Origin of the sequence: Alistipes sp. Marseille-P2263, from assembly GCF_018101075.1 — a bacterium.
GTDB lineage: Bacteria > Bacteroidota > Bacteroidia > Bacteroidales > Rikenellaceae > Alistipes > Alistipes dispar.
Genome location: NZ_JAGQEJ010000001.1, coordinates 500,391 through 524,092 on the forward strand (window position 1 = coordinate 500,391; position 23,702 = coordinate 524,092).

A 23,702-nucleotide genomic window follows, 5' to 3' on the forward strand; every position below is an offset into this window, starting at 1 on the left:
AGTCGTCAGCTGATTTTCAGATCCTGCTCGACGAGGTCCTCCTCGATGCGCAGGTTGTCGATGATGAAGCCCTGCCGCTCGAAGGTGTTCTTGCCCATGTAGAACTCCAGCAGGTCGTGGATCGGGTCGTCCTTCGTCAGACGCACCCGGTCGAGGCGCATGTTCTCGCCGATGAACTCCTTGAACTCCACGGAGGAGATCTCGCCCAAACCTTTGAAACGGGTGATCTCCACGCCGGCGCCGCACTCGGCGATGGCCCGCTGACGTTCCTCGTCGGAGTAGCAGTAGAAGGTCTTCTTCCGGTTGCGGACGCGGAACAGCGGCGTCTGGAGAATGTAGAGGTGGCCCGTGCGGATCACGTCGGGGAAGAACTGCAGGAAAAACGAGGTAAGCAACAGGCGGATGTGCATGCCGTCCACGTCGGCGTCGGTGGCGATGATGACCTTGTTGTAACGCAGGTTCTCCATATCCTCCTCGATGTTGAGCGCCGCCTGCAGGAGGTTGAACTCCTCGTTCTCGTAAACCACCTTCTTCGTGAGCCCGTAGCAGTTGAGCGGCTTGCCGCGCAGCGAGAAGACGGCCTGCGTGCGCACGTCGCGCGAGGCGGTGATCGACCCCGAAGCCGAGTCGCCCTCCGTGATGAAGATCATCGACTGTTCGGCCAGCTCGCTGCGGTCGGTGAAGTGAATCTTGCAGTCGCGCAGCTTGCGGTTGTTGAGCGACACCTTCTTGGCCGTCTCGCGGGCCTTTTTCTGAATGCCCGAGATGGCCTTGCGCTCCTTCTCGTTCTCGACGATCTTCTTCTGCAACGTCTGGGCCGTTTCGGGATGCTTGTGCAGGTAGTCGTCGAGGTGCTTGCCGAGGAAGTCCATGACGAAGTTGCGCATCGAGACGCCCGGTTCGATCTCCTTCGAGCCGAGCTTGATCTTGGTCTGCGACTCGAAGACCGGGTCGGTGACCTTGACCGAAATGGCGGCGATGACCGACGTGCGGATGTCCGACGGGTCGTAGTCCTTGTGGAAGAACTCCTTGACGGTCTTGGCGATGGCCTCGCGGAAGGCCGCCTGGTGCGTGCCGCCCTGCGAGGTGTACTGCCCGTTCACGAACGAGAAATAACTCTCGCCGTAGCCCGTGCCGTGGGTGATCGCCACCTCGATGTCGTCGCCCGAGAGGTGGATCGGCGCATAGAGCGGCTCCTCGGTCAGATTCTCGCCCAGCAGGTCCAGCAGGCCGTTCTTCGAGACATAGTTCCGCCCGTTGAGACAGAACGTCAGCCCGAGGTTCAGGTAGGTGTAGTTCTTCACCATCTGCTCGACGTATTCGAGGTTGTAGGCATACTGCCCGAAAACCTCCTCGTCCACACGGAACGAAATCAGCGTGCCGTTCTTCTCCGCGACGCCCGACTCCCAGCGGTCGCTCTGCTCCAGTCCCTTGGCGAAGGTCACCGTGCGGGCCTCGCCGTCGCGGACCGAGCGGGCCGTAAACTCGCTCGAGAGCATATTGACGGCCTTGACGCCCACGCCGTTCAGGCCCACGGTCTTCTTGAAGGCCGAGCCGCCGTACTTGCCGCCGGTGTTCATCTCCGAGACGGCCGCCGCGAGCGACTTGAGGGGAATGCCGCGGCCGTAGTCGCGCACCGTCACGACGTTCTGCTCGACGGTGATCTCGACCCGGTGGCCGGCTCCCATGATAAATTCGTCCACCGAGTTATCGACCACCTCCTTGATGAGCACGTAGATGCCGTCGTCGGCCTGCGAGCCGTCGCCCAGCTTGCCGATATACATGCCCGGACGCAGCCGGATATGCTCCCGCGGCGAGAGGGTCACGATGGCGTCGTCGCCGTAGGTGTCGTTGGGATTCGTATTGAGTAAATCTGCCATAGTCTAACGGTTGTTGCGGATGTCGGCCAGCGCGGCACACATGTCGTCGTGCACGCGCCGCATCAGCTCGTGCGTATCCGCCGAGGCCACCTCGCCGGCCGGCACGGGCGGCAGCACGCGGATCGTGATGCGGTTGCGCCAGTCGAAGAGGCCCTTCGGACCGATCAGGCTCTTCGTGCCGTCGAGCACCACGGGAAGGATGTCCGCGCCGGCCTCCTTCGCCAGCGTGAAGGCCCCGGCCTTGAAGCGGTGGATCTCGCCGTCCTTCGAACGCGTGCCCTCGGGGAAGACGGCCACGGAGGCTCCGCGGGCGATCCACATGCGGCCCTCGCGGAGCAACTGCTCCATCGCCTCCGCGGCACGGCCGCGGTCGATGCAGATGTCGCCGTGCAGGAAGAGGAACTGCCCGAAGAAGGGGACCTTATAGACCTCGCGCTTGGAGACCCAGCGGAAATTGAGCGGCAGGTAGTAGAGCGCCGGGATGTCGATCACCGTGTTGTGGTTCACGACGATGACGTAGGGCCGGCGGCGGTCGATCCGCCCGAGCCCCTCGACCCGCTGCCGCCAGAAGGGAGGCACGGCGAAGAAAATCCGCACCAGCACGCGCGAGAGGAAATGCACGACACGGCGCGCGCGGTCGAACGGCCAACAGACCACCAGCGCGACGGCCGAAAGCAACATGAAAAAGGTGCACAACAGCACCAAAAACAGGTAATAGAGGGCACTCAGCATAATCTCGGTTCGGAAAGGAACGCTCCGCACGGCGCGGCTTTCGGAGGCGCCGGGAGCCGATACACCATATTAATCAATCCAAGCAGCAAAGATAGCGATTTTTTCCGGGATTCCTAACTCCGCCGCCCTGCCGTTTCATAAATCGGCAACGGTCGGCGTCCGCAATCCGGGAACGCACCTGCGGATCCGCCCCATCGCGCACCGGGCGGAGGTCCGGCAGGGATTCGGCAGGGTTCCCGGAATGCCGGGGCGGACAAGAAGGAACCAACCGCCCATGACACAGCGAAATATGCGGTCCGGACCGGAAGAAGGAATATTTTTTCCGATATTTTCTTAGTACTATGTATTGCAAACTATTATTATTTTTACATATATTTGTAGAGCAATATAGAAATCGAGGCACACTACAATTAAACACATAATATTATGAAAAAACTGATTACCCTGATCGTCATGCTGGTTTTCGTCGCCGGAGAGCTCTCCGCGGCACGTCTATGCCCCTCGAAAGGGCGCGTGGTGGACGAACGGGGCGGAGCCGTGGAATACGCCACGGTCGTCCTGCTCCGGGATTCGGCGCAGGTGACGGGAACAGCCACCGACGCCGAGGGGCGCTTCACGCTGAAAGCCCCTGCGGGAGACTACACGCTCCGGATTCAATACCTGGGCTACGACCCGCTGACGCGGCAGGTGCATGTGGCGGCGGAGAGCGACCTGGGGGACTTCGTACTGCGCAGCTCGGCCACGCAGATCGAAGGGGTCGTGGTGAAGGCCCGGATCGTCCGGCGCGAGGCCGACCGCTTCGTGGTGGACGTGGCCGATGCGCCGGCGGCGGCAGGGCGCGACGGCGCGGAGCTGCTCGAACGCGCTCCCGGCGTATGGATGGACGGCGAGAAAATCTTGATCAACGGCAAAGGCGGCACGAAGGTGTTCGTGAACGACCGCGAGCTGCGCATGGAACCCGCGCAGCTCATGGCCTACCTCCGATCGCTGCGCGCCGAGGAAATCCAGCGGATCGAGATCGTCCCCACGGCCGGCGCGGACCACGACGCCGATGCGGCGGGCGGCATCGTCCTCATCACGCTCCGCAAACGGCGCGAGGACGGCTTGCAGGGCTCGCTCTCGCTGCGCACGGAACAGAGCGGACTGATACATCGCTACGGCCCCGGAGGCAACGTCTCGATCCACAGCGGACGGCTCGACCTCAACGTCTCGGCCTGGGGACAGCTCGGCTCATCGGAAATGGACAGCCAGGAGGAGACCTCCTACACCGCAGGGCGGAAACGGCTGAGCGCCGCATCATCGATGAACGACGACGACTACAACGGCGGCGCGACATTGGGGGCCGTTTACGAGTTCGACGGAAGAAACAGCCTCGGAGCCGAATTCTCGTACCTGCACCTCAACACGCAGACGACGACCGGAACCTCGACGGACATGACGTCCGGAAGCGTGACGAACACCGCGAGCCGCTATGCGGGCGGGAACGCCGCAAACGGCTACGAGGGGACGTTCAACTACGTCCGGAAGATCGACACGCTGGGTTCGACCTTCAAGGTGCTGGGCGACTACGCACACCGCAACACGTCGCTCCGCAACGATAACCGCAGCCGTATCGCCCCGCCCGCGCCCGCTCCGGCCGTCGATTCGCTCTACCGCGACCGCACGCGCAGCAGCTACGACGTGGCGGCGCTGACGCTCGCACTCGACAAGCGTTTCTCGGAGCGCTGGAGACTCAGGACCGGGATCAAATACACGCGTAACGAAATGCGCAACGACGCCCGTTACGAATACCTCCGCGGAGAGGCATGGACGCGCAACGAGGCGCAGAGCTTCGAAATCAACTACACGGAACATATCGCAGCGGCGTACGGCGTCGTGACGGCTTCACTGGGCCGCTGGAGCGCGGTGGCCGGCCTACGCGGAGAATATACCCACACCTACGGACGCGGCGACGTCGGGCAAGATTACTTCTCGCTCTTCCCGAACGCGAACCTCTCCTGCCGTCTCTCGGAGGACGGCGCCTATTCGCTCGTCGCCCAATACGCCCGCACGATCGAACGGCCGCGGTTCTGGACGCTCACACCCCAGCGGATGCAGATTTCGGACTACACCTACCAGACCGGAAACCCGCTGCTCGACCCCGCCTACAAGCAGGACGTGAGCCTGACGCTGGTGCTGGCGCACAAATACACGCTCACGGGCGGCGTCATCCTCCAGCGGGACGAAATCAACCAGACCACCGCGGCCGATGCGGACAATCCGGACATGCTCGGCATCCTCTGGGTCAATTACGACGACACGAAGACGTGGTATGCGGCGGCAAACCTGCCCATACAACCGACCGAATGGTTACAGATCAACATGGGAGCCAACTATATGCGGCGCGGCCAGCGTGTCGAACAGCATGCCCCCGAGACCTTCCAGCATATCCTGCTGGCCAATGTCTCGGCGACGATCGAACTGCCGGCGAACTTCTATGTGGACCTCTCCTACCGCTACCAAAGCCGCATGACATTCGGCAATGCGACAGTCGAACCGATGCAGTTCCTCAACGCAGAGGTAAAGAAGCGTTTCGGCAGGCGGTTCACGCTCTCGTTCTCGGCGCGCAGCCTGCTCGACGAGGGGCAGGAGATCACGGCACAGGGCGACGGATTCGTGCGCCGGGTCATCACGCGGCAGCCGTGGTGCGCCCGCAGCTATCAGATCGGAATCACCTGCAACTTCAAGTCAGGCAAGGCCTTCCGAAAAAAATCCGTGGAGGCGGGAGCCTCCGAGGACAAAGGACGCATGTAACGGCGCGCGGCCCGAAACGGAAAGCGGTCCGGCTCCGGAGAGCGGACCGCTTTTTCATTTCGCCCCGTGCCGCAGGCGCGGCAGCGGCAGACGGCGCAGCCAGGCGAGGGTCCAGTGCGGCAGGCGGGGCCGCGAAAGCCAGTGCGCGAGGTGCGTCGCGGCGGTCGGGATGCGGAGCGACTTGCCGGCGATGATGAGCGTCACGGCGGCAAGAATCAGCGCTACACCCGTGAGAATGCGCGGCGTGAGCCGTTCGCCGAAGACCAGCACGCCGAAAAAGAGCGCCGTGACGGGTTCCAGCGCCCCGAGAATCGCCGTGGGCGTGGAGCCGATGCGGCGGATGGCGCCGGCCATCGTGACGAGCGAGACGATCGTGGGAAACAGCGCCAGCGAGACGGCATTGATCCAAAGCAGCGGCGAAGGGATCATCTGCAAACCGGCGACGCCCCGCAGACGGACCAGATAGACGCTCAGGCCGAAGAGCAGCGAATAGAAAGTCAGCTTCTCGGTCGAAAGGTCGCGCAGCGAAGAGCGATTGACCCCCACGATATAAACGGCGTAGCAGAGCGACGAGAGGAAGACCAGCGCAACGCCCGCAAGGCTCAGCGTGGCTCCGTCGCCGCCCTTGTAGAGCAGCGCGATGCCGCCCAAAGCCAGCAGAATCGAAAGCACGGTGGAGGCGGTGACCCGCTCGCCGAAGCAGGCCGACATGATGACGGCCACCATCACGGGATAGAGGAACAGGATCGTCGAGGCGATGCCCGCGTCCATGTAGTTGTAGCTGGCGAACAGGCACAGCGACGAGAAGGAAAAAAGCAGTCCCATGACCGCCAGCGGCAGGATGTCGCGCCGTGTGAGCGCGAAGGACTGCCGCCGGAAGATCATCAGCGAACCGAGCATGACGACAGCCAGCAGATAGCGGTAGAAAAGGACCGAATCCGGACCCAGCCCCGCCCCGTAGAGGGGCAGCGCGAAGAGCGGATTGAGTCCGTAACTGGCGGCGGCCACGGCGCCCAGTACGTAGCCGCGGGTCTTTTCGCCGGGCATCTCAGAACTTCACCTCGGGAGCCGCGTCGGTCCCTTCGGCCGACTCGAAATAGGGCTTCTGCGCGAAGCCGAACAGCCCGGCGACCAGATTGGCCGGGAAGCGGCGCACGGCGACGTTGTAATGCCGCGCGGCATCGTTGAACTCCTTGCGCGCCACGGCGATGCGGTTCTCCGTACCTTCGATCTGGGCTTGCAGCTCCAGGAAATTCTGATTGGCCTTCAGGTCGGGATAACTCTCCGCCACGGCGATAAGCCGCCCCAGGGCCGAACGCACCCCGGCCTGCGCCTCCTGGAACTCAGCCAGCTTCGCGGGTGTCAGCTCGCCGGCCGAAAGGCTGATCGAGGCGGCGCGGGCACGCGCATCGGTCACGGCGCCGAGCGTCTCCGACTCGTGGGCGGCATAGCCCTTTACCGTATTGACCAGATTGGGAATGAGGTCGGAACGGCGCTGGTACTGCGTCTCCACGTTCGACCATGCGCTGTTGAGCCCCTCCTCCTTCGTGACGAAGCCGTTGTAGGTGGCGTAAAAGAAAATCGCGACGACGGCGACGAGGCCGATCCAAATCCACTTTTTCATATTGTCTTGCTTTTTACCTTATTATACATTTGCCGATTCCGAAAACTCCCCGCACGGCCGTCACCACTTCGATCCGGCGCCGCCGCCCCCGAACGATCCGCCGCCGAAACCGCCGCCGAGGCTCCCGCCTCCGCCCAGTCCGCCGAAGCCGCCTCCGCCGATAATCATACCGCCGCCCGAACCGCCGCCGAAGCCGTTGCCGCGCGACTGGCGGGAACGCCGCGTCACCACGGCGCCGCAATGACGGCAAACGTAGGTGTACTCCACCTCGCGGTAGGAGGGCGTCGTCCCGAGCACCCGCTGCGAGTCGCACTGCAACGCGAACCTGCGGCAGCGGGGACAACGGCGCGAAAGGTAGAGGACGGCCAGTCCCGCAGCCAGCGGCAGAAAGACGAAGCCGGCGACGATCAGCAGAATCGCCCCGAGCGAAAGCCCTTCCTCCTCCCCCAGGTCGGGATCGCCTCCTTCGAGCAGTTGCGCCGCGGCCTCCACGCCTGCGACCATGCCCGCGTCGTAATTCCCCTCCCGGAAAGCAGGAAGCATGTATCTGAGCTGGATGCGCTTGCAGAGGGCGTCGGGCAGCACGCCCTCGACCCCGCCGCCCGTGACGAAGCGGATCTCGCGCAGGTCTTTCACCAGCAGGATGCCCAGCCCGTTGTCGCTCTCCGCGCCGCCCACGCCCCAGCGGCCGAACAGCTCGACGGCGAAGGAGAACGTGTCGCCGCCGGCAATGTCGTCCACGGCGACGACGGCCACCTGGGCCAGCCCCCGCTCGCGGAGCGAGGCGCACACGGCGTCGATGCGCGCCACGGCCTCCGGGGAGAGAATCCCGTCGGGATTCGAGACGTAGCGGCGGCGGTCGGCGCGCTGGACATGGGGAATCTCCTCCACGCGGTAGGTCCCGGCGGCGGCAGGAAGCGCGGCCGCCAGAAAAAGCAGGCAGAAAAGCAGCGATCGTTTCATCGGGGGCAAAGATACGAAAAATCCGCAGAACCGCTACCGGGTCAGAATCCGGTAGCTCCACGGTCCCATCGGCTCCACGACGTGCCCCCGCAGTTCGCTGGGGCGGCCCGTCAGGGCGTCGGTGTACATGCCGGCGTAGATGCCCGTATAGTAATCGGTCTCGATCGCGTAGGGCGAAAGGTTCATCACGGCGACGACCTGGTTGCCGGGAACCTCGCGCACGAAGGTCATCAGGCAATCCTCGGCGTTGTTGCTGATCTCGACCATGTCGCCGCCCCGCCCGCCCGCCGCGAGGGCCGGATTGGCATGGCGCAGCTCCGTCAGGCGGCGGTAGAACTCCGTGTAGGCGTTGGCCCGGTAGGATTCCGCAGGAATCGGGTCGCGGTCGAAGAAGGCGAACGAATGGTCGTAGCCCACCTCCTGCCCGGTATAGATCAGCGGCAGGCCGCCCGGAACGACGAAGGTGAACGCCGCCATGATGCCCCGCGCGGCCCCCATGCGGGCGAACTCCGAACCGTTCCACGAATTCTCGTCGTGGTTCGAGGTGAAGGCCAGCCGCATGGCCGAGCGGGGATAGCGGCCGCGGTCGGCGCGGAGCCAGTCGCGCAGCGCCGTGACCCGCACGCGCTGCTGCGCCACGTCGTTGAGCAGGTGATGCATCTCCCACCCGTAGCAGGCGTCGAACACGCCGTCGTCGAAGAGGTTCCGCTGTTCGGCCTCGGCCAGCAGGAACAGGTCGGGCTTCACGCGGCGCAGACGCGCGGCGGCGTACTGCCAAAACCCGATCGGCACGAGCATCGCCATATCGCAGCGGAAGCCGTCCACGGCGTGCCGCGCGATCCAGAACTCCATGGCCGCGGCCTGGGCCTCCCATACGTCGCGGTTCGCATAGTCGAGCTTGGCCGTATCGGTCCAGTCCCACGGCACGGCGGGCTCGCCCGAGGCGTCGCGCTCGTACCACGAGGCGGGCTTCCCGGCGATCCACCGCGCATCGCGCGAAGTGTGGTTGGCCACCCAGTCCATGAGCACCTTCATGCCGAGGCGGTGCGCTTCGGCCACGAAGTCGTCGAAATCGTCCATCGTGCCCAGCTCGGGATTGACGGCGCAGTAGTCGCGGATCGAATAGTAGGAGCCGAGCGTGCCCTTGCGGTTCTTCTCCCCGATCGGGTAGATGGGCATGAGCCACACGGCATCGACGCCCAGATCGCGCAGGAATTCCAGCCGCGCGGCGGCGGCGCGCAACGTGCCTTCGGGCGTGAGCTGGCGCACGTTCATTTCATAGAGCACGGCCCCGTAGCTCCATTCGGGATGCTGATTCATCGGCATTGCGTTTTGGGGGAATCCCGGTTCGGGTCCGGATTCCGGAGGCCAAAGATACGATTTTTTCCGAAAAAAATCCGGACCGCTCCGCGCAGGAGACGGTCCGGAGATTTCGCGCGCCGCGGCAGGAACCCTCCGGCACGACGGCGCGGGAAGTCACTTCCACAGATCGCGCGGGTAACGGCCCTCGGCGATCATCCGCTCGATGGCGGCCATGAGCGCCGGCTTGTCCTCCTTGTAGGTGACGCCGTGCCACTGGGCCGCGGAGCGCAGCACGCGCAGCGAAGCCGTACCGTCGCCGATGAGCCTGTTCACCACCGTGGGGATGTAGAACTCGGCCTTCGGATTGGACCGGTTGGCCTCGAACCACACCGGGAAATACTCCTGCGAATAGGCGAAATAGTCGGGCGTGAACCCGAAGAGGTTCATCGACACGGGGGTGTTCTCCGCCAGCGGCTCGTCGGCTCCGCCGTCGTGAAAGACGATGCGGCCGTCGGGCATCCGCTCGATCTGCGTACGCTCGACCATCGAAACGAGGTTGCCCTCGGCATCGACGCCGCAGACGCCGCGCGAGACGGTTCCGTTGTCCGAAAGCGTCCGGTCGAGATCGTAGGCCACCATGCAGTAGCGGTTGCGGCTGTCGCCCAGCTGCGAGAGGTAGTCGCCGATGGTGCGGTAGGCTTCGGCGCCGTAGAAGTCGTCGGCGTTGATGACGGCGAACGGTTCGCGGATGACCCCGGAGGCCATCATCACGGCGTGGTTCGTGCCCCACGGCTTCACGCGGCCTTCGGGGACCGTCAGCCCTTCGGGCAGGCTGTCCAGCTCCTGAAAGACATACTCCACGGCGATGCGGCCGCCGAAGCGGTCGGCCGAGAAGACCTCGCGGAACTCGTCGGCGAAGGAGTGGCGGATGACGAAGACTACCTTGCCGAAGCCGGCGCGGATGGCGTCATAGACCGAATAGTCGATGATGGCCTCGCGGTTGGGGCCCACGCCGTCCATCTGTTTGAGCGACCCGTAGCGGGAACCCATGCCCGCGGCGAGTACGAGAAGTGCAGGTTTTACCATACTTTTATCGTTAGTTTCGACGTTGATTCGAAGTCGGATCATGCAAAGATAGGAAAAATAGCGGGACCTGCAAACGAATCCGTCCGCAGGAGCGGCGGGAAGAAATAAATTTGGCAGTCCGCACGGCTTATACTATATTTGTGGGATTGAACGCAAAGGTTTCCGAACGATGAAAACGATAAAATCCGTCCGGGCATGGTGGCGCGGACTGTTCCGCAAACGCCGCTTCAACATGCTCAACGCCACGGACAACAGCGAGGAGTGGCACGTGCACGTCTCCCCGGCCAGCCTGCTGGCCGGACTGGTGGCCTTCGTGCTGGTGCTCTTCATCCTCACGCTCTCGCTGGTGGCCTATTCGCCCGTGCTGGAGTTCCTGCCCGGCTACCGGACCGAGGCGGACCGTTCGCGCGAGAGCCTCATCCAGAACATCATCCGTCTGGACTCGATGGAGCGCATGATGAACGACATGATGACCTACAACGAGAATATCGCCATGATTCTGGAGGGCAACACCCCCGTAGCGCGGACCCTGCCGGGAAGCGACAGCACGCGCGCGAGCAAGGTGCTCGTGATGCCGTCGGCCGAGGATTCGCTCCTGCGCGCCCAGATGGAGGGCGACGGCCCCTACTCGCTCGCGGGGCGGGGCAGCGACTCGCGGCGCAGGATACGCGAAGCGATCGAGCTGGCGAAACCCGTCGAGGGGATCATCACCGAGCGTTTCGACATCTCGCAGGGCCGTTTCGGGGTGAAGATCGCCGCGGCGGCCTCCGACCGCATCGCGGCCGTGGACGGCGGGACGGTGGTGCAGAGCCTCTGGACCCCCGAGCGGGGCTACACGGTCATCATGCAGCACCGCGGCGGCCTGCTGTCGGTCTATCGCAACCTTTCGCAGTCGCTCGCGGCTCCGGGGCAGACGCTCCGCCCGGGCGAGCTGGTGGGTTACAACTCCGAAGCCGAGAACGGCGAGGTGCGCATGTTCGAATTCGAATTGTGGAGCGACGGGAAACCGGTCGATCCGGAGAGTTATATCGTATTCTGAAGACCATGAGACAACGACTTGCCATTCTGGGTTCGACCGGCTCGATCGGCGAACAGACGCTCGACATCGTGCGGGAGAATCCCGAACGGTTCGAAGCCCGCGTACTGACGGCCCGCAGCCGCTGGGAGCGGCTCGCCGAGCAGGCCCGGGAGTTCGACGCCGACGCCGTGGCGATAGCCGACGAGCGGCACTATGCGCCGCTGCGCGACGCGCTCGCCGGCACCGACACGAAGGTGTATGCCGGCGAGGAGGCCGTGGCGCAGCTGGCCGCCGCGGGGGACACGGAGGTCGTGGTGAACGCGCTGGTGGGATACGCCGGACTGGCGCCCACGGTGGCCGCCATCGGAGCGGGCAAGAAGCTGGCGCTGGCCAACAAGGAGTCGCTCGTGGTGGGCGGCGCCTGCGTGATGCCGCTGGCACGGAAACACCGCGCGCCGATCGTCCCGATCGACTCGGAGCACTCGGCCATATTCCAGTGTCTCGCGGGCGAACGCGCCCCGGTGCGGCGGCTGATCGTCACGTGCAGCGGCGGGGCGTTCCGCGACCTCAGACGCGAGGAGCTGGCCGGCGTCACCGTGGAACAGGCGCTGCGCCATCCCCAATGGCGGATGGGCGCGAAGATCACGATCGACTCCTCGACGCTCGTGAACAAGGGCTTCGAGGTGATCGAGGCCCACTGGCTCTTCGGCACGCCCGCCGAGCGGATCGACGTGGTGCTGCACCCGCAGTCGATCGTCCACTCGATGGTCGAGTTCGAGGACGGTGCGATCAAGGCGCAGCTCGGAACGCCCGACATGCGCATGCCCATCAGCTACGCCCTCATGTACCCCGACCGGGCCGCACGGCCGGGCGAGCGCTTCGACTTCCTGGCCCACCCGCAGCTCACCTTCGCGGCGGTGGACCGCGAGAAGTACCCGGCGCTGGAGATCGCCTACGACTGCCTGCGCCGCGGCGGCACGGCGGCGTGCACGATGAACGGCGCGAACGAAACGGCCGTGGGAGCCTTCCTCGCGCGGCGGTGCGCCTGGCTCGACATCGTGCGGGCGATCCGCCATGCGCTCGAACACGCCTCGTTCGTCGCCTCCCCCACGCTCGACGACTACGCCGCGGCCGATGCCGAAGCCCGCGCGCTGGCCGCCGAATTTCTCGAACTGTAACCGATACGCACAATGGACATAGCAATCAAGATTCTTCAGTTTTTCCTCTGTTTCACCATCCTCGTGGGCATTCACGAGCTGGGGCATTTCATCATGGCGCGCGTGTTCCGGATCCGCGTCGAAAAGTTCTACATCTTCTTCGACCCGTGGTTCTCGCTCTTCAAATTCAAACGCGGAAACACCGAATACGGACTGGGCTGGCTGCCGCTGGGCGGCTACGTCAAGATCGCCGGCATGATCGACGAGTCGATGGACAAGGAGCAGATGAAACGCCCCGTGCAGCAGGACGAGTTCCGCGCCAAACCCGCATGGCAGCGCTTCCTGGTGATGATCGCCGGCGTGGTGATGAACGTCGTGCTGGCCGTGGCGATCTACTGCGGCATCTGCTACACGTGGGGCGACACCTACTTCTCGAACAAAGACGCCCGCTGGGGCTACGACTTCAACGAGGCGGGGCACGAGCTGGGATTCCGCGACGGAGACCGCATCCTCTCGATCGACGGGAGGCCGGTGGACAACGTGCAGGAGATCATCTCCTCGCTGCTCATCACCGAGGGCGACCGCCGCGTGGAGGTGGAGCGCGACGGCCGGGCGGTGACGCTGAACCTGCCGCTCGACGACCTGATCGCCATGCGGCAGAAAAAGGGTTACGAGGGATTCCTCGCCCTGCGCTTCCCGTTCATCGTGGACAGCACGGTGTCGGCGGCGGCCTCCGCGGTCCTGAAGAAGGGCGACGAAATCCTGGCCGTGGACGACCTCCGCGGAGTGGAGTTTCCCGACTACCAGCGGTATATCCGCTCGCGCGCCGGGGACTCGGTGCGGATCGAGGCGCTGCGCGAAGGGGACATGGTGCTGACCATGACGCTGCCCGTATCGGAGGAGGGGCTGATCGGCGTCGCGCCGCGGCAGGACCTCTACACCCCGCGCACGCAGGAGTACACCCTCCGGGAGTCCATCCCGGCGGGCATCCGCAAAACGGGAGAGGTGATCTCCTCCTACTGGGAACAACTGAAACTGATCGTGCAGCCCAAAACGAAGATGTACGAGGAGCTGGGCGGATTCATCGCCATCGGGAGCATCTTCCCCGCGGCGTGGGACTGGCAGGATTTCTGGATGAAGACCGCGTTCCTGTCGATCATCCTCGCGGTGATGAACATTCTGCCCATCCCGGGGCTGGACGGCGGACACGCCCTGTTCACCTTCTGGGAAATGATCTCCGGACGCAAGGTGAGCGACAAGGTGCTCGAAGCGGCGCAGTACGTCGGCATGATCGTCCTGCTCATGCTGCTGCTCTACGCCAACGGCAACGACATATACCGGTTCTTCATCAAATAGGAACGACATCATGACCGAAATGGAAAAGATGCTCGCAGGCGAGCCGTTCGATTTCACAGCACCCGATGTGGCAGAAAGCCTTCGCCGAAGGCGGGTGAACCAGGCACATTTCAACGCCGTGTCATTCGACGACGGCAAAGCCTACGACGAAGCGCTCTCAGCGCTAATCCCCCATCGCCATCCCACTGCCCGGATCATGCCGCCGTTCTACTGCGACCACGGTCATCGGATTCAATTGGGCGAAGGCGTCTTTATCAACGCCGGCTGCACGTTTCTCGACTGCGGCGGCATCACGATCGGCGACCACACGCTCATCGGCCCCGGCTGCCGTATCTGCACGCCGCAGCATCCGATAGACTTCGAAGAGCGCCGCAAACCCGTCGAAACGGGCCTCCCGATCACGATCGGCGAGGATTGCTGGCTGGGAGCCGGCGTCACGGTCTGCCCGGGCGTCCGGATCGGCGCCCGCTCGATCATCGGCGCAGGGAGCGTCGTCGTGCACGACATTCCCGAGGACTCGCTGGCCGCGGGAAATCCGGCGGTCGTGAAGCGGAAACTGCGCTGAAGACAAACGGAAGGTTCACACGACGACACACAAAGCAAAACACGATGCAGACGAACCAGACGACAAAGACGGAACGAAACGATACGGCGGACCGGACGGCACGGCTCGCACGCTGCGCCGAAGCGCTGCGCCGCCACGGCTTCGAAGCGGTCGTGACGAAGGACGCGCAGGAGGCGTTCGAAAGGCTGCGCGCAGCGGTCGAGGCCGAGATGCCGGAACTCGTATCGTTCGGCGATTCGATGACGATGCGCGACACGGGAATCGTAGAATGGCTGCGCCGGGACGGGCGGTGGAGGCTGCTCGACGGATTCGACGCCTCGATGCCCCGGCCCGAAAGACTCGAAATCCGGCGGCAGGCCCTGCTGTCGGACCTTTTCGTGACGGGAATCAACGCCGTGACCGAAGAGGGCACGCTCCATTGGCTCGACATGGTGGGCAACCGCATCGCCCCGGTGGCGTTCGGCCCCCGCAAGGTGCTCCTCGTGGCGGGACGCAACAAAATCGTGGCCGACCGCAGAGAGGCCGAAGAACGCATCCGGCGCATCGCCGCGCCGCAAAACATAGCCCGCCACCCCGGATTCCGCACACCGTGCGCCAAAACCGGGGTCTGCATGGACTGCAACTCCCCCGACCGCATCTGCAATACCCGGATGGAGATGCTGCGCTGCCACCCGGCAGGGCGCGTGCTGGTGGTGCTGATCGACGAAGACCGGGGATTATGAAAAACAGAAACGCATGAAACGGCAGTTCTATCTATTGTGCGCCCTGTGCGCGGCGCTGCTCACGGCAGCGTGCGGAGAATCCCGGACCGGCGTATTCTACACGGCCCGCTACCCCGTCACCCGGATCGAAGCCGACGTCGCCCTGACCGAAAACTCCGATCCCGGCACGGGAGAGGAGGGAGACGGCTCCGGGGATAACTCCGGCGGCGGAGAGACCGGAGACGGCAACGAAGACGAAACCGGAGACAATACCGGGACCGGCGATGATACCGGGACGGGGGACAGCGACGGAACCGGAGCGGCCGGAGGCGGGAATCCGGACGACGGCGGCGACGAAGGCGGCGAAGGGACCGGCGAAGGCGACAGCGAAGAAGACGGCGGCAGCGGGGAGAATCCGCTGGTCGTGCAGATCGAGACCGAGATCGTGTCGGCGGCCCCCGTGCAGGCGGGAGGCGGCTACACGCTGCACTTCTCGCAATACAACGGCGGACGGGCCGAAATCAGGACCGCGCCCGACACGGAACCCGTGACGGGACTGTTCGGCAAGGAGCCGGGCAAGGAGCAGTTCGAGGTTCTCTTCGGCGAGGAGGACTACGTATGTTCGCCCGCATCGTACACCGACGAGGAGGGCGAGCGGAAAATCGTGCTGGAGGTGGACCTCACGGAACAGTACCAGGCCCTCTACCCCGCGGCCGGCATCACGCGGGCCGTGCGCAAGGAGTACACCTCGGCTAACGCATACTGAACAGGATGGCAAAGGTAAAAAAAGCCTTCTTCTGCAAAAACTGCGGATTCGAAGCCCCCAAATGGCTGGGGAAATGTCCCTCGTGCGGGGAATGGAACACCTTCGCGGAAGAGATCGTGGCGCGCGAGAGCGGCTCCGTACCGGCCGTCGCCGCAGGGTCGCTGCCGGCGGCGAAACCCCAGCGGGTGCGTGACATCCGCGAGAGCGAACACCGGCGGCTCGATCTGGGCAACGCCGAGGTGAACCGCGTGCTGGGCGGCGGCATGGTCCCCGGATCGCTCGTGCTGCTGGGCGGCGAGCCGGGCATCGGCAAATCGACCCTTTCGCTCCAGATCGCCCTGGCCGCGAACGGGCTGAAGACCCTCTACGTCTCGGGCGAGGAGTCGGCCGAGCAGATCAAGATGCGCGCCATGCGGCTCGGGATCGGCAACGAGGAGTGCATGATCTACCCCGAGACGCTGCTGGAGAACATCGTGGCGCAAATCGCCGAGCAGAAGCCCGACCTGGTCGTCATCGACTCGATACAGACCATCTACACCGAGCTGATGGATTCGTCGGCCGGAAGCGTGTCGCAGATCCGCGAATGCGCCGCGACGCTGCTCAAATACGCCAAATCGACCGCCACGTCGATCGTCATCATCGGCCACATCACCAAGGACGGGACCATCGCCGGACCGAAGATCCTCGAACACATCGTGGACGTCGTCCTGCAATTCGAGGGCGACAGCAACAACATATACCGCATCCTGCGCGGCATCAAGAACCGCTTCGGCGCGACGTTCGAAATCGGCGTGTTCGAAATGCTGGACACCGGACTGCGGGGCGTGGACAATCCGTCGGAGATCCTGCTCACGCACTACGAGGAGCCGCTGAGCGGCATCGCCGTGGGCGCTGCGGCCGACGGCGTGAGACCCTACCTGATCGAAGTGCAGGCGCTGGTGAGCGGCGCGGCCTACGGCACGCCCCAGCGCACGGCCACGGGATTCGACACGCGGCGGATGAACATGCTGCTGGCGGTGCTCGAAAAGCGCGTCGGGATGAAGATGTTCCAGAAGGACGTCTTCCTGAACTTCGCCGGAGGGTTCAAGGTCGCCGACCCGGGGCTGGACCTGGCCGTCGTGGCGGCGGTGATCTCCTCCTACTACGACCGTCCCGTGGGAGAGGGCGTCTGCTGCGCGGGCGAAATCGGGCTGTCGGGCGAGGTGCGCCCTGCCCCGCGCACCGAACAGCGCATCAGCGAAGCCGCCCGGCTGGGATTCCGGCGGATCGTCGTCTCGGGATACCTCGCCAAAGGAGCCAAACATCCCAAAGGCATCGAAATCGTGCGGATAAACAGCATCGACCAGCTGCCCCGGGCGCTCTTTCTGGAATAGAATTTGCTGCTCCCCCGGAAAAACGCGGAGGACGCGGCGAACGGCCGCCTCTTCCGAAAGGAGCGACTATGAAAGACTTCGACAAAATCATCTGGAGGGACGCGGTGACGCTCGCGGACTTCTTCGCCACCTGGTGCGGACCGTGCCAGGCAATGGTTTCCGTAATCGACAGATTCCAAACGGAAATGAACGGCCGTGCGGACGTTTACCGGATCGACGTGGACGACCCCGACATGCTGGAGATCGTGCGGCGTTACAACATCTCCTCGGTTCCGACTCTGGTGATCTTCCGCCGCGGCGAAGTGCTCTGGCGCCGAAGCGGTCTCATAGGCTACACGGAACTCAGGGAGGCTTTCGACACGATCGAACAGCGCGAACACGCCGTACATCACTGAACTTCCAACCGCCAGGCCAGCTCCTCGTGGACGTAGTCTTCGGCACGGAGCCGGCCCAGAGAGCCGGCTTTGCGGAGCACCGCCTGCCGGCTCTCCCCGTTTCGGGACCCGACAGCCGCGAGCAGCGCCACCGCCCCCTGTGCGACAAGGAGCGCAGCGGCGGGAGTGCACACGGAGCAGGCGGCGGAAGAGGTCGCGGATACGGAAAAACCGCTTCCCGGGGAGGCGGACGCTGCGGGACCGGTCCCGGCAACGACGGCAGCAACGGGTGCGGCAGAAACAAGGCCTCCTTCGGAAGCTGCAACGTCCGGAGGCGCGGTTTCGGCGGCCACGGCAGCCCTGCGGACCGCTTCGACGGCGGAATCGACCCACCCGGAGTCGGGCGGCACGACGCGGGAAGCGGCCATCAGCGCCGCATACTGCAACGGCCACGGCATACCGGCCGCCGTCCACGTCCGGAACAAGGCGGGAAAGTCCCCGATACGCGGCAACAGGGCGAAGGCGGCCTCCTCGGCCAGCTCGTGATTGACGATGCCGGAGGCCCAGAACGGAAATTCGCCGGGCGTAAGGCCGGCCGGATCGGCAATGTGGTAGGCCGCAAGGCGCAGTTCGCGCACATCCTGCAACGAGAGGAACTTCGCAAATGCATAATCGGGCTTTTCGGCACGCGCCAGACGGCGCAACGTCGGGAGGCTCACGCCGTAATTCAGCCCGTAGGGCGCGCCGACGAGGCGCATGGCATCGGCCACGGCCCCGTTGCGCTCACGGCGCAGCTCGCCGAGCAGCGCCGTCATGCGGGAGGTATGGTTCATATACGTCTGCTATCTGCGACGCGGAAGAGCCACCTGGACCGTGCGGCCGAATTCGAACAGCGGCACGACGGCACGGGCGTATTCGCGGCCGGAGGCGATCACCGTGCAGGTCGAAGGATCGGCCATGCGGCACTTCACCGTACCTTGCTCTTTCGGACCGGCCTCGATCGGACACTCCGTGTCGCCCGACGGCTCGATCTGCAACACCACCATATCGCCCGAGAGATCGCTCTCGGGAAGCAGCCCGGCGGCCGGGCTGAAGCGGCAGAAGACATACTGTTTCCGGTCGGCGGAGGGATAGACCAGGTAGCGCTGCGTCCGGGTCGAAACGATCTGCTTGCCGAGGAACAGCTCCAGGTAGCTCTGCTCGAGCCGTTCGATCTCGGCCAGCGCGGCTTTCAGCCCCTCGCCGAAGACATTCTCGCCGGCTTCGCCCGTAATCAGTTCCAGGCGGTGACGGCGCAGGGAGAAAATCTGCTCGGCGGCCATGCGCGCGGCATCCTCGAGCGAATAGACCGTCGCCGAGGTCTTGTCGGGTTGCAGAGCCGCGAAAGCCTCGTCCGAAGCCGCATGGGAAACGACGCGGGAGGCATCGGCCGCGGGTGCGGCTGCCCCGAACGCGTCATCGCCGGCCAGCGCGATCCGCGCCCCCGCGATGCTCCATGTCGTCTTGTCGGTCAGCGGAGCGCGCACACCGAGGTATTTCTGCGCATAGCGGGCATAAGGTCCGCAGAGGACGGTGCTGCACTCGACCGAAAAATCGACGGCCAGCACCGAACGGGGCATGCTGACGGCGATCCCCGCAGCGCTTTCGGCGGCGCCTTCGAAGGCGATATAGGGATTTTGGGCCGTGGCGGCAGCGCCGCAACACAACAGGGCCAGGGTCAAAAGACGGAATTTCATAGTGCACGAAGTTTGGATACCATCTACAAATGTAACTTTTTTTCGCGTGCCATCAAAATTTCAGGTAAAAATCGCGCGTAAGGGCCCGGTATTCGGGAGTATAGGATTCGTGTCCGCCCGTGCCGACCACCAGTTCGTCGCGCAGCGGGACGACGGGCCGCCCGGTCTCCTCCGGCAGGGCTGCGGAAACGGACGGGACGGCGACGGCAGCACCGGGAACGTTCAAGGGAGAAGCGACAAGACCGGAAGGGGCGGAAGCGGAAGCCCCGGCCGAAACGGCGGGACCGGCCAAAGCGGAAGCTCCGGCCGTCAGTTGCCGGAGAAGAAGCGGAGCCCCGGCCGGGCGGGTCAGGCAGAGCAGGGCGCGCTTCGCTTCGCGGCGCGGCGTGGTGCGCACGTCGGTACGGCGCACGAGGGTCAGGGCGTCCCGGCAAACGGCGAGGAAGCGTTCGGCCTCGGATGAGGGAAGGATCAGCGCGAAACGGCCTCCGGGTGCGAGCAGCCGCAGCACGGCGTCGCGCAGCGCCTCGAAAGGCAGATGGACGGCATGGCGCGCGGCGGTGCGGCCCGCATCGGGGCAGGTGAGCGAACCGACGAAATAGGGCGGATTGGAGACGATGAGATCGAACGCTCCGCCGGCGGCGAACTCCTGCACGGGGCAGCGGTGAAATTCGAGGCGTGCGCCCCACGGCGAGGCGTCGGCATTCTCGCGGGCCTGCGAAACGTCGTCGATGTCCACCCCCGCGATCCGTGCCTGCGGCATGCGCTGGGCCATCATCAGGGCGATCAGTCCCGTGCCCGTGCCGATGTCGAGCACCCGGCGGTCGGAAGGCAGCACCGGGGCCCAGGCCCCGAGGAGCACGCCGTCCGTGCCGACCTTCATCGGGCAGCGGTCCTGCCGCACGGCAAACTGCTTGAAACGGAACATGGATCAATCCTTCAGATAACCGCCGATGCCGGCGCCGAACAACGAAAAATCGTACCGCACGGGATCGTCGGCATCGAAGGTGCGGAGCGCGGCGGTGACCTCCTCGACGGCTCGCCAGTCGTTCTGACGGCGCGAGAGCAACCCCAATGCGCGGGCCATGTCGCCGGCATGGACGTCGAGCGGCAGCCGCAGGGCCGAAGCGGGAATGGTGCGCCACTCCCCGAAGTCCACGCCCCGGTCGTCGCGGCGGACCATCCACCGCAGGTACATGCACAGGCGTTTGCACGCCGCGCCGCGCTCGACGGAAGAGAGGTGTTTCTCGCAGCGCGGCGCATGGTCGGCGGCGAAAAATTCGCGGCGGAAATCGGCGAAGACCGCCGGAAGGTCGCCCACGGCGGCGTAGCGGCTCTCGAAAAAGGCCCCGATGCCGCCGTAGAGCGTTTCGATGCGGCGCAGGGCCAGCACGAAATCGCGGGCGTCGCCCCCGTTGAAGGTGCGGTGGACGAAGGCGCCGAGTCCCGCCAGCTCGCGCTCCGAGGCGTTGCGCACGAAATCGGCCGGAGCATCGTCCATGTAGCGCATCAGGCGGTGGCCGTTACGGACGATCGTGGGACGGCTGCCCCAGGCGATGGTGGCGGCGAAGAAGCCGGCGATCTCCCGGTCGGCACGGCCCGTGTAGCGGTGCGGCACGGCGACGGGGTCGTCCGGAATGAACTCCGGGCGGTTGTACCGGTCGTGGAGCCGCTCGAGCAGCTCGCGCAACGCCCCGCGATCAGAGAATCCGGCCATCGGACATGGTGATTTTCCGGTCGGCCATCGCGGCGAGGCGCTCGTCGTGGGTGACGATCACCACGGTCTGCCCCAGTTCGTCGCGCAGGTCGAAGAACAGACGGTGGATCTCTTCGCGATTGCGGGTGTCGAGGTTACCCGAAGGCTCGTCGGCCAGCAGCACGGCAGGCGCATTGACGATGGCCCGGGCGATGGCCACGCGCTGCTGCTCGCCGCCCGACAACTGGCCGGGCTTGTGGTCGCGGCGGGCGGTGAGACCCACCAGCGCGAGCAGCTCCGCAGCACGGCGCTCGACCTCGGCGCGGGGCCGCCGGCCGATCAGCCCCGGAATGCAGACATTCTCGAAGGCCGAGAACTCGGGCAGCAGGTGGTGGAACTGGAAAACGAAGCCGATGCGGTCGTTGCGGAAACGCGACAGCGCCTTGTCGCCCAGCGCGAAGGGGTCTTCGCCGCCGATCTCCACCCGGCCCGCGTCGGGACGCGAAAGCGTGCCCATGATTTGCAGGAGCGTCGTCTTGCCGGCGCCGCTGGCCCCGACGACGGAGACCACCTCGCCCTGCCGGACCCCGAGCGAGACGCCCTTGAGCACCTCCAGCTCGCCGAAGCGTTTGCGTATGTCTGTAAGTCGTATCATAGCGAAACCTGTCGTTCGTACATTCCGAAAAGCCGCACCGTATCGACGGCCTCGCGCACGTCGTGCACGCGGAGAATCGCCGCACCCTGGCGCAGGCACTCCCATCCCAGCGCGACCGACCCGGCGAGCGAACAGGAGGGCGTCGTGCCGAGCACCTTATAGATCATCGACTTGCGCGAAAGCCCCGCGAGTACCGGGTAGCCCAGCGCACAGAGCTCGTGCAGCCCGGCGAGCAGGCGGTAGTTCTGCTCCGCGGTCTTGGCGAATCCGAAACCGGGATCGAGGACGATCCGTTCGCGGCGGATACCGGCGGCGAGCATCCGTTCGACACGGCGGCGGAAATAGGCGACCACCTCGGAAACGATGTCCCGGCGGTAGTCGGTGAGCGACTGCATCGTCTGCGGGTCGCCCTTCATGTGCATGGCGACATAGGGCACGTCGTAACGGGCGGCGACGGCGAACATGGCAGGGTCCAGCTCGCCGGCCGAAATGTCGTTTATCATCAGCGGACCGAAGGTCTCGATGGCCCGGGCGGCGATGCCGCTGCGGAACGTATCGACCGAAACGGCCGTATCGGGAGCCAGCCGCCGCACGGCCTCCACGCCCAGCGCCACGCGCCGCCACTCCTCGTCGGGCGGAACCTCGTCGGCCCCGGGACGCGAGGAATAGCCCCCGACGTCGATGATCGAGGCGCCCTCCCCCACGGCTTCGAGGACACGGCGTTCGACCTCTCCGGCCGAAGGGGTCCGGCTCCCGGCGTAGAACGAGTCGGGAGTGACATTCAGAATGGCCATCACGCACGGGGCGGACGGAAACGGATCAACGGTGCTGTGCTTCATAACGGAAACGGCGGTCGAGGGCCGCCACGGCGGGTTCGAGCTCCTCTTCGAGGATATTGACAAGGGTGAAATCGGCTGCGGCGCAGAGCGTGTCGTCGTCGGCCTGGGCCGCGATCCGGCGGCGGACGGCTTCGACGTCGCAACCGTCGCGGCGGCAGGTGCGTTCGATACGGAGTTCCAGCGGGGCCAGCACGGCGACCGTGCGATCGACCGCCCCGCGCAGTCCGGCCTCGAAGAGGATGGCGCTCTCCAGAATCACGTAATCACCCGCCTGCCGTTCGGTCCAGGCGGCGAAATCGGCCACGACGGCGGGATGCACCAGCGCATTGAGATCGGCCAGCGCCGCCCCGTCGGAGAAGACCATCCCGGCCAGACGGGCGCGGTCGAGCGCACCGCCGCGGTAGATGTCGGCGCCGAAGCGCGCCGCGATCGCCTGCCGCAACTCCGCGGAACCGGTCATCAGCCGCCGGGCCTCGGTATCGGAGTCATAGACCGCGACACCCCGCGCCGCGAACAAACGGCAGACGGTGCTTTTGCCGCTGCCGATGCCGCCCGTGATTCCGACTTTCATCATGGCGTCACTCCTTTACGGGGTCGTCGATCTCGGGGATCGCACCGATAGAGATGATCTTGATGTCGCTGAAGCGTACCGAAATCGCGTGCTGCAACGACTGCGGGTCGATGACGAGCTTGCCCTCGTGGCCCTCCCCGGTCGCCCGGCGCGTCTTGAGCTCGGCGAGGGGAATGCGCAGCGTCTTGTTCATATAGACCCTGTAACCGAACAGGTTGGTCCCCACCCCTTCGACCACGCAGGTAATTTCGACGGGCTGGCCGTCGATGCTCAGCCGGATGGTCTGTTCGGTGGTATACATATAAGTCAGTTTGGCCAGATACCACAAGATGAACGAGGCGACGAGCAGCGCCAGAAAGACCGGCGAGACGTAGCGGCGCATCCACTTCAGCAGATTTTCCATGTGTCCTACAAAAAAATAGCCACTCCGGCATCGAAGGCGCCGCAACCCGTGGCGGGATGCGGCCCTACGGCCGAAAAGCGATCCGATATGCAAAGATAAGGCAAGATGCGCG

At 65.0% G+C, this 23,702-nt stretch carries 24 protein-coding genes; 9 read left to right on the forward strand and 15 right to left on the reverse strand.

What is annotated here, in order from left to right; translation table 11 throughout:
* Nucleotides 1–5: 5 nt before the first annotated feature.
* Both KB554_RS02165 and KB554_RS02170 read right to left on the reverse strand, forming a co-directional pair.
* Entirely contained in the window at nt 6–1,880 is a 1,875-nt protein-coding gene (locus KB554_RS02165; protein ID WP_141429533.1) for a DNA topoisomerase IV subunit B, read from the reverse strand.
* A gap of 3 nt (nt 1,881–1,883) precedes the next feature.
* The gene (locus tag KB554_RS02170) at nt 1,884–2,612 is read right to left on the reverse strand and encodes a lysophospholipid acyltransferase family protein (protein WP_211034836.1); all 729 of its coding nucleotides are present in this window, start codon (nt 2,610–2,612) and stop codon (nt 1,884–1,886) included.
* Between the two features lie 426 nt (nt 2,613–3,038).
* Here KB554_RS02170 and KB554_RS02175 point away from each other — a divergent pair, with 426 nt between their 5' ends.
* On the forward strand, nt 3,039–5,405 hold the full coding sequence (locus tag KB554_RS02175) for an outer membrane beta-barrel family protein (protein ID WP_211034837.1): 2,367 nt from the start codon (nt 3,039–3,041) through the stop codon (nt 5,403–5,405).
* A gap of 54 nt (nt 5,406–5,459) precedes the next feature.
* Here KB554_RS02175 and KB554_RS02180 read toward each other — a convergent pair whose 3' ends face one another.
* From KB554_RS02180 to KB554_RS02200, 5 genes are all read right to left on the reverse strand, one after another.
* Nucleotides 5,460–6,452, reverse strand: coding sequence for a DMT family transporter (locus KB554_RS02180; protein WP_141429530.1), 993 nt, complete (start codon nt 6,450–6,452; stop codon nt 5,460–5,462).
* 1 nt (nt 6,453) lies between these two features.
* Entirely contained in the window at nt 6,454–7,029 is a 576-nt protein-coding gene (locus tag KB554_RS02185; RefSeq protein ID WP_211034838.1) for a LemA family protein, read from the reverse strand.
* A 60-nt stretch (nt 7,030–7,089) separates the two neighbouring features.
* Nucleotides 7,090–7,992, reverse strand: coding sequence for a TPM domain-containing protein (locus tag KB554_RS02190; RefSeq protein ID WP_211034839.1), 903 nt, complete (start codon nt 7,990–7,992; stop codon nt 7,090–7,092).
* A 33-nt stretch (nt 7,993–8,025) separates the two neighbouring features.
* Nucleotides 8,026–9,312 carry an alpha-amylase family glycosyl hydrolase gene (locus KB554_RS02195; protein WP_141429527.1) on the reverse strand — a complete coding sequence of 429 codons (1,287 nt, stop codon included), beginning with the start codon at nt 9,310–9,312 and terminating at the stop codon, nt 8,026–8,028.
* 156 nt (nt 9,313–9,468) lie between these two features.
* Complete coding sequence (locus tag KB554_RS02200; RefSeq protein WP_211034840.1) at nt 9,469–10,380, reverse strand: nucleotidyltransferase; 912 nt, start codon at nt 10,378–10,380, stop codon at nt 9,469–9,471.
* 169 nt (nt 10,381–10,549) lie between these two features.
* Here KB554_RS02200 and KB554_RS02205 point away from each other — a divergent pair, with 169 nt between their 5' ends.
* From KB554_RS02205 to KB554_RS02240, 8 genes are all read left to right on the forward strand, one after another.
* Complete coding sequence (locus tag KB554_RS02205; RefSeq protein ID WP_141429526.1) at nt 10,550–11,419, forward strand: M23 family metallopeptidase; 870 nt, start codon at nt 10,550–10,552, stop codon at nt 11,417–11,419.
* Between the two features lie 5 nt (nt 11,420–11,424).
* Nucleotides 11,425–12,576 carry a 1-deoxy-D-xylulose-5-phosphate reductoisomerase gene (locus KB554_RS02210; RefSeq protein WP_211034841.1) on the forward strand — a complete coding sequence of 384 codons (1,152 nt, stop codon included), beginning with the start codon at nt 11,425–11,427 and terminating at the stop codon, nt 12,574–12,576.
* Nucleotides 12,577–12,588: 12 nt separating this feature from the next.
* Nucleotides 12,589–13,911 carry an RIP metalloprotease RseP gene (gene rseP / locus KB554_RS02215; RefSeq protein ID WP_211034842.1) on the forward strand — a complete coding sequence of 441 codons (1,323 nt, stop codon included), beginning with the start codon at nt 12,589–12,591 and terminating at the stop codon, nt 13,909–13,911.
* Between the two features lie 10 nt (nt 13,912–13,921).
* Nucleotides 13,922–14,476: a sugar O-acetyltransferase gene (locus KB554_RS02220; RefSeq protein WP_211034843.1), complete on the forward strand. Its 555-nt coding sequence runs from the start codon at nt 13,922–13,924 to the stop codon at nt 14,474–14,476.
* A 44-nt stretch (nt 14,477–14,520) separates the two neighbouring features.
* Nucleotides 14,521–15,198, forward strand: a complete 678-nt coding sequence (locus tag KB554_RS02225) for a lactate utilization protein (RefSeq protein ID WP_211034844.1) — start codon at nt 14,521–14,523, stop codon at nt 15,196–15,198.
* Between the two features lie 13 nt (nt 15,199–15,211).
* A complete protein-coding gene (locus tag KB554_RS02230) occupies nt 15,212–15,943 on the forward strand; it encodes a hypothetical protein (protein ID WP_242116234.1) in 732 nt (243 codons plus the stop codon).
* A 5-nt stretch (nt 15,944–15,948) separates the two neighbouring features.
* Nucleotides 15,949–17,316, forward strand: coding sequence for a DNA repair protein RadA (gene radA, locus KB554_RS02235; RefSeq protein ID WP_211034845.1), 1,368 nt, complete (start codon nt 15,949–15,951; stop codon nt 17,314–17,316).
* 68 nt (nt 17,317–17,384) lie between these two features.
* Nucleotides 17,385–17,711, forward strand: coding sequence for a thioredoxin family protein (locus tag KB554_RS02240; RefSeq protein WP_211034846.1), 327 nt, complete (start codon nt 17,385–17,387; stop codon nt 17,709–17,711).
* Here KB554_RS02240 and KB554_RS02245 read toward each other — a convergent pair.
* Genes KB554_RS02245 through KB554_RS02285 form a run of 8 tightly spaced genes read right to left on the reverse strand, consistent with a single transcriptional unit; the run spans nt 17,705 to nt 23,590 of the window.
* Complete coding sequence (locus KB554_RS02245) at nt 17,705–18,523, reverse strand: DNA alkylation repair enzyme (protein ID WP_211034847.1); 819 nt, start codon at nt 18,521–18,523, stop codon at nt 17,705–17,707. The two genes, KB554_RS02240 and KB554_RS02245, sit on opposite strands and share 7 nt — an antisense overlap.
* Before the next feature lie 9 nt (nt 18,524–18,532).
* A complete protein-coding gene (locus KB554_RS02250; protein WP_211034848.1) occupies nt 18,533–19,426 on the reverse strand; it encodes a DUF4831 family protein in 894 nt (297 codons plus the stop codon).
* A 52-nt stretch (nt 19,427–19,478) separates the two neighbouring features.
* Nucleotides 19,479–20,354, reverse strand: a complete 876-nt coding sequence (locus KB554_RS02260; protein ID WP_242116236.1) for a methyltransferase domain-containing protein — start codon at nt 20,352–20,354, stop codon at nt 19,479–19,481.
* Nucleotides 20,355–20,357: 3 nt separating this feature from the next.
* Entirely contained in the window at nt 20,358–21,143 is a 786-nt protein-coding gene (locus tag KB554_RS02265; RefSeq protein ID WP_211034849.1) for a TIGR02757 family protein, read from the reverse strand.
* Nucleotides 21,127–21,777 (reverse strand): ABC transporter ATP-binding protein, encoded by a 651-nt coding sequence (locus KB554_RS02270; protein WP_211034850.1) that lies wholly within the window; start codon nt 21,775–21,777, stop codon nt 21,127–21,129. Before KB554_RS02270 ends, KB554_RS02265 begins: the two co-directional genes overlap by 17 nt.
* Nucleotides 21,774–22,571 (reverse strand): dihydropteroate synthase, encoded by a 798-nt coding sequence (folP, locus tag KB554_RS02275; protein WP_211034962.1) that lies wholly within the window; start codon nt 22,569–22,571, stop codon nt 21,774–21,776. The genes KB554_RS02270 and folP overlap by 4 nt, the downstream gene beginning before the upstream one ends.
* Nucleotides 22,572–22,596: 25 nt before the next feature.
* On the reverse strand, nt 22,597–23,190 hold the full coding sequence (gene coaE, locus KB554_RS02280) for a dephospho-CoA kinase (RefSeq protein WP_242116237.1): 594 nt from the start codon (nt 23,188–23,190) through the stop codon (nt 22,597–22,599).
* Between the two features lie 4 nt (nt 23,191–23,194).
* Nucleotides 23,195–23,590, reverse strand: coding sequence for a hypothetical protein (locus KB554_RS02285; RefSeq protein ID WP_141429515.1), 396 nt, complete (start codon nt 23,588–23,590; stop codon nt 23,195–23,197).
* Nucleotides 23,591–23,702: the final 112 nt, after the last annotated feature.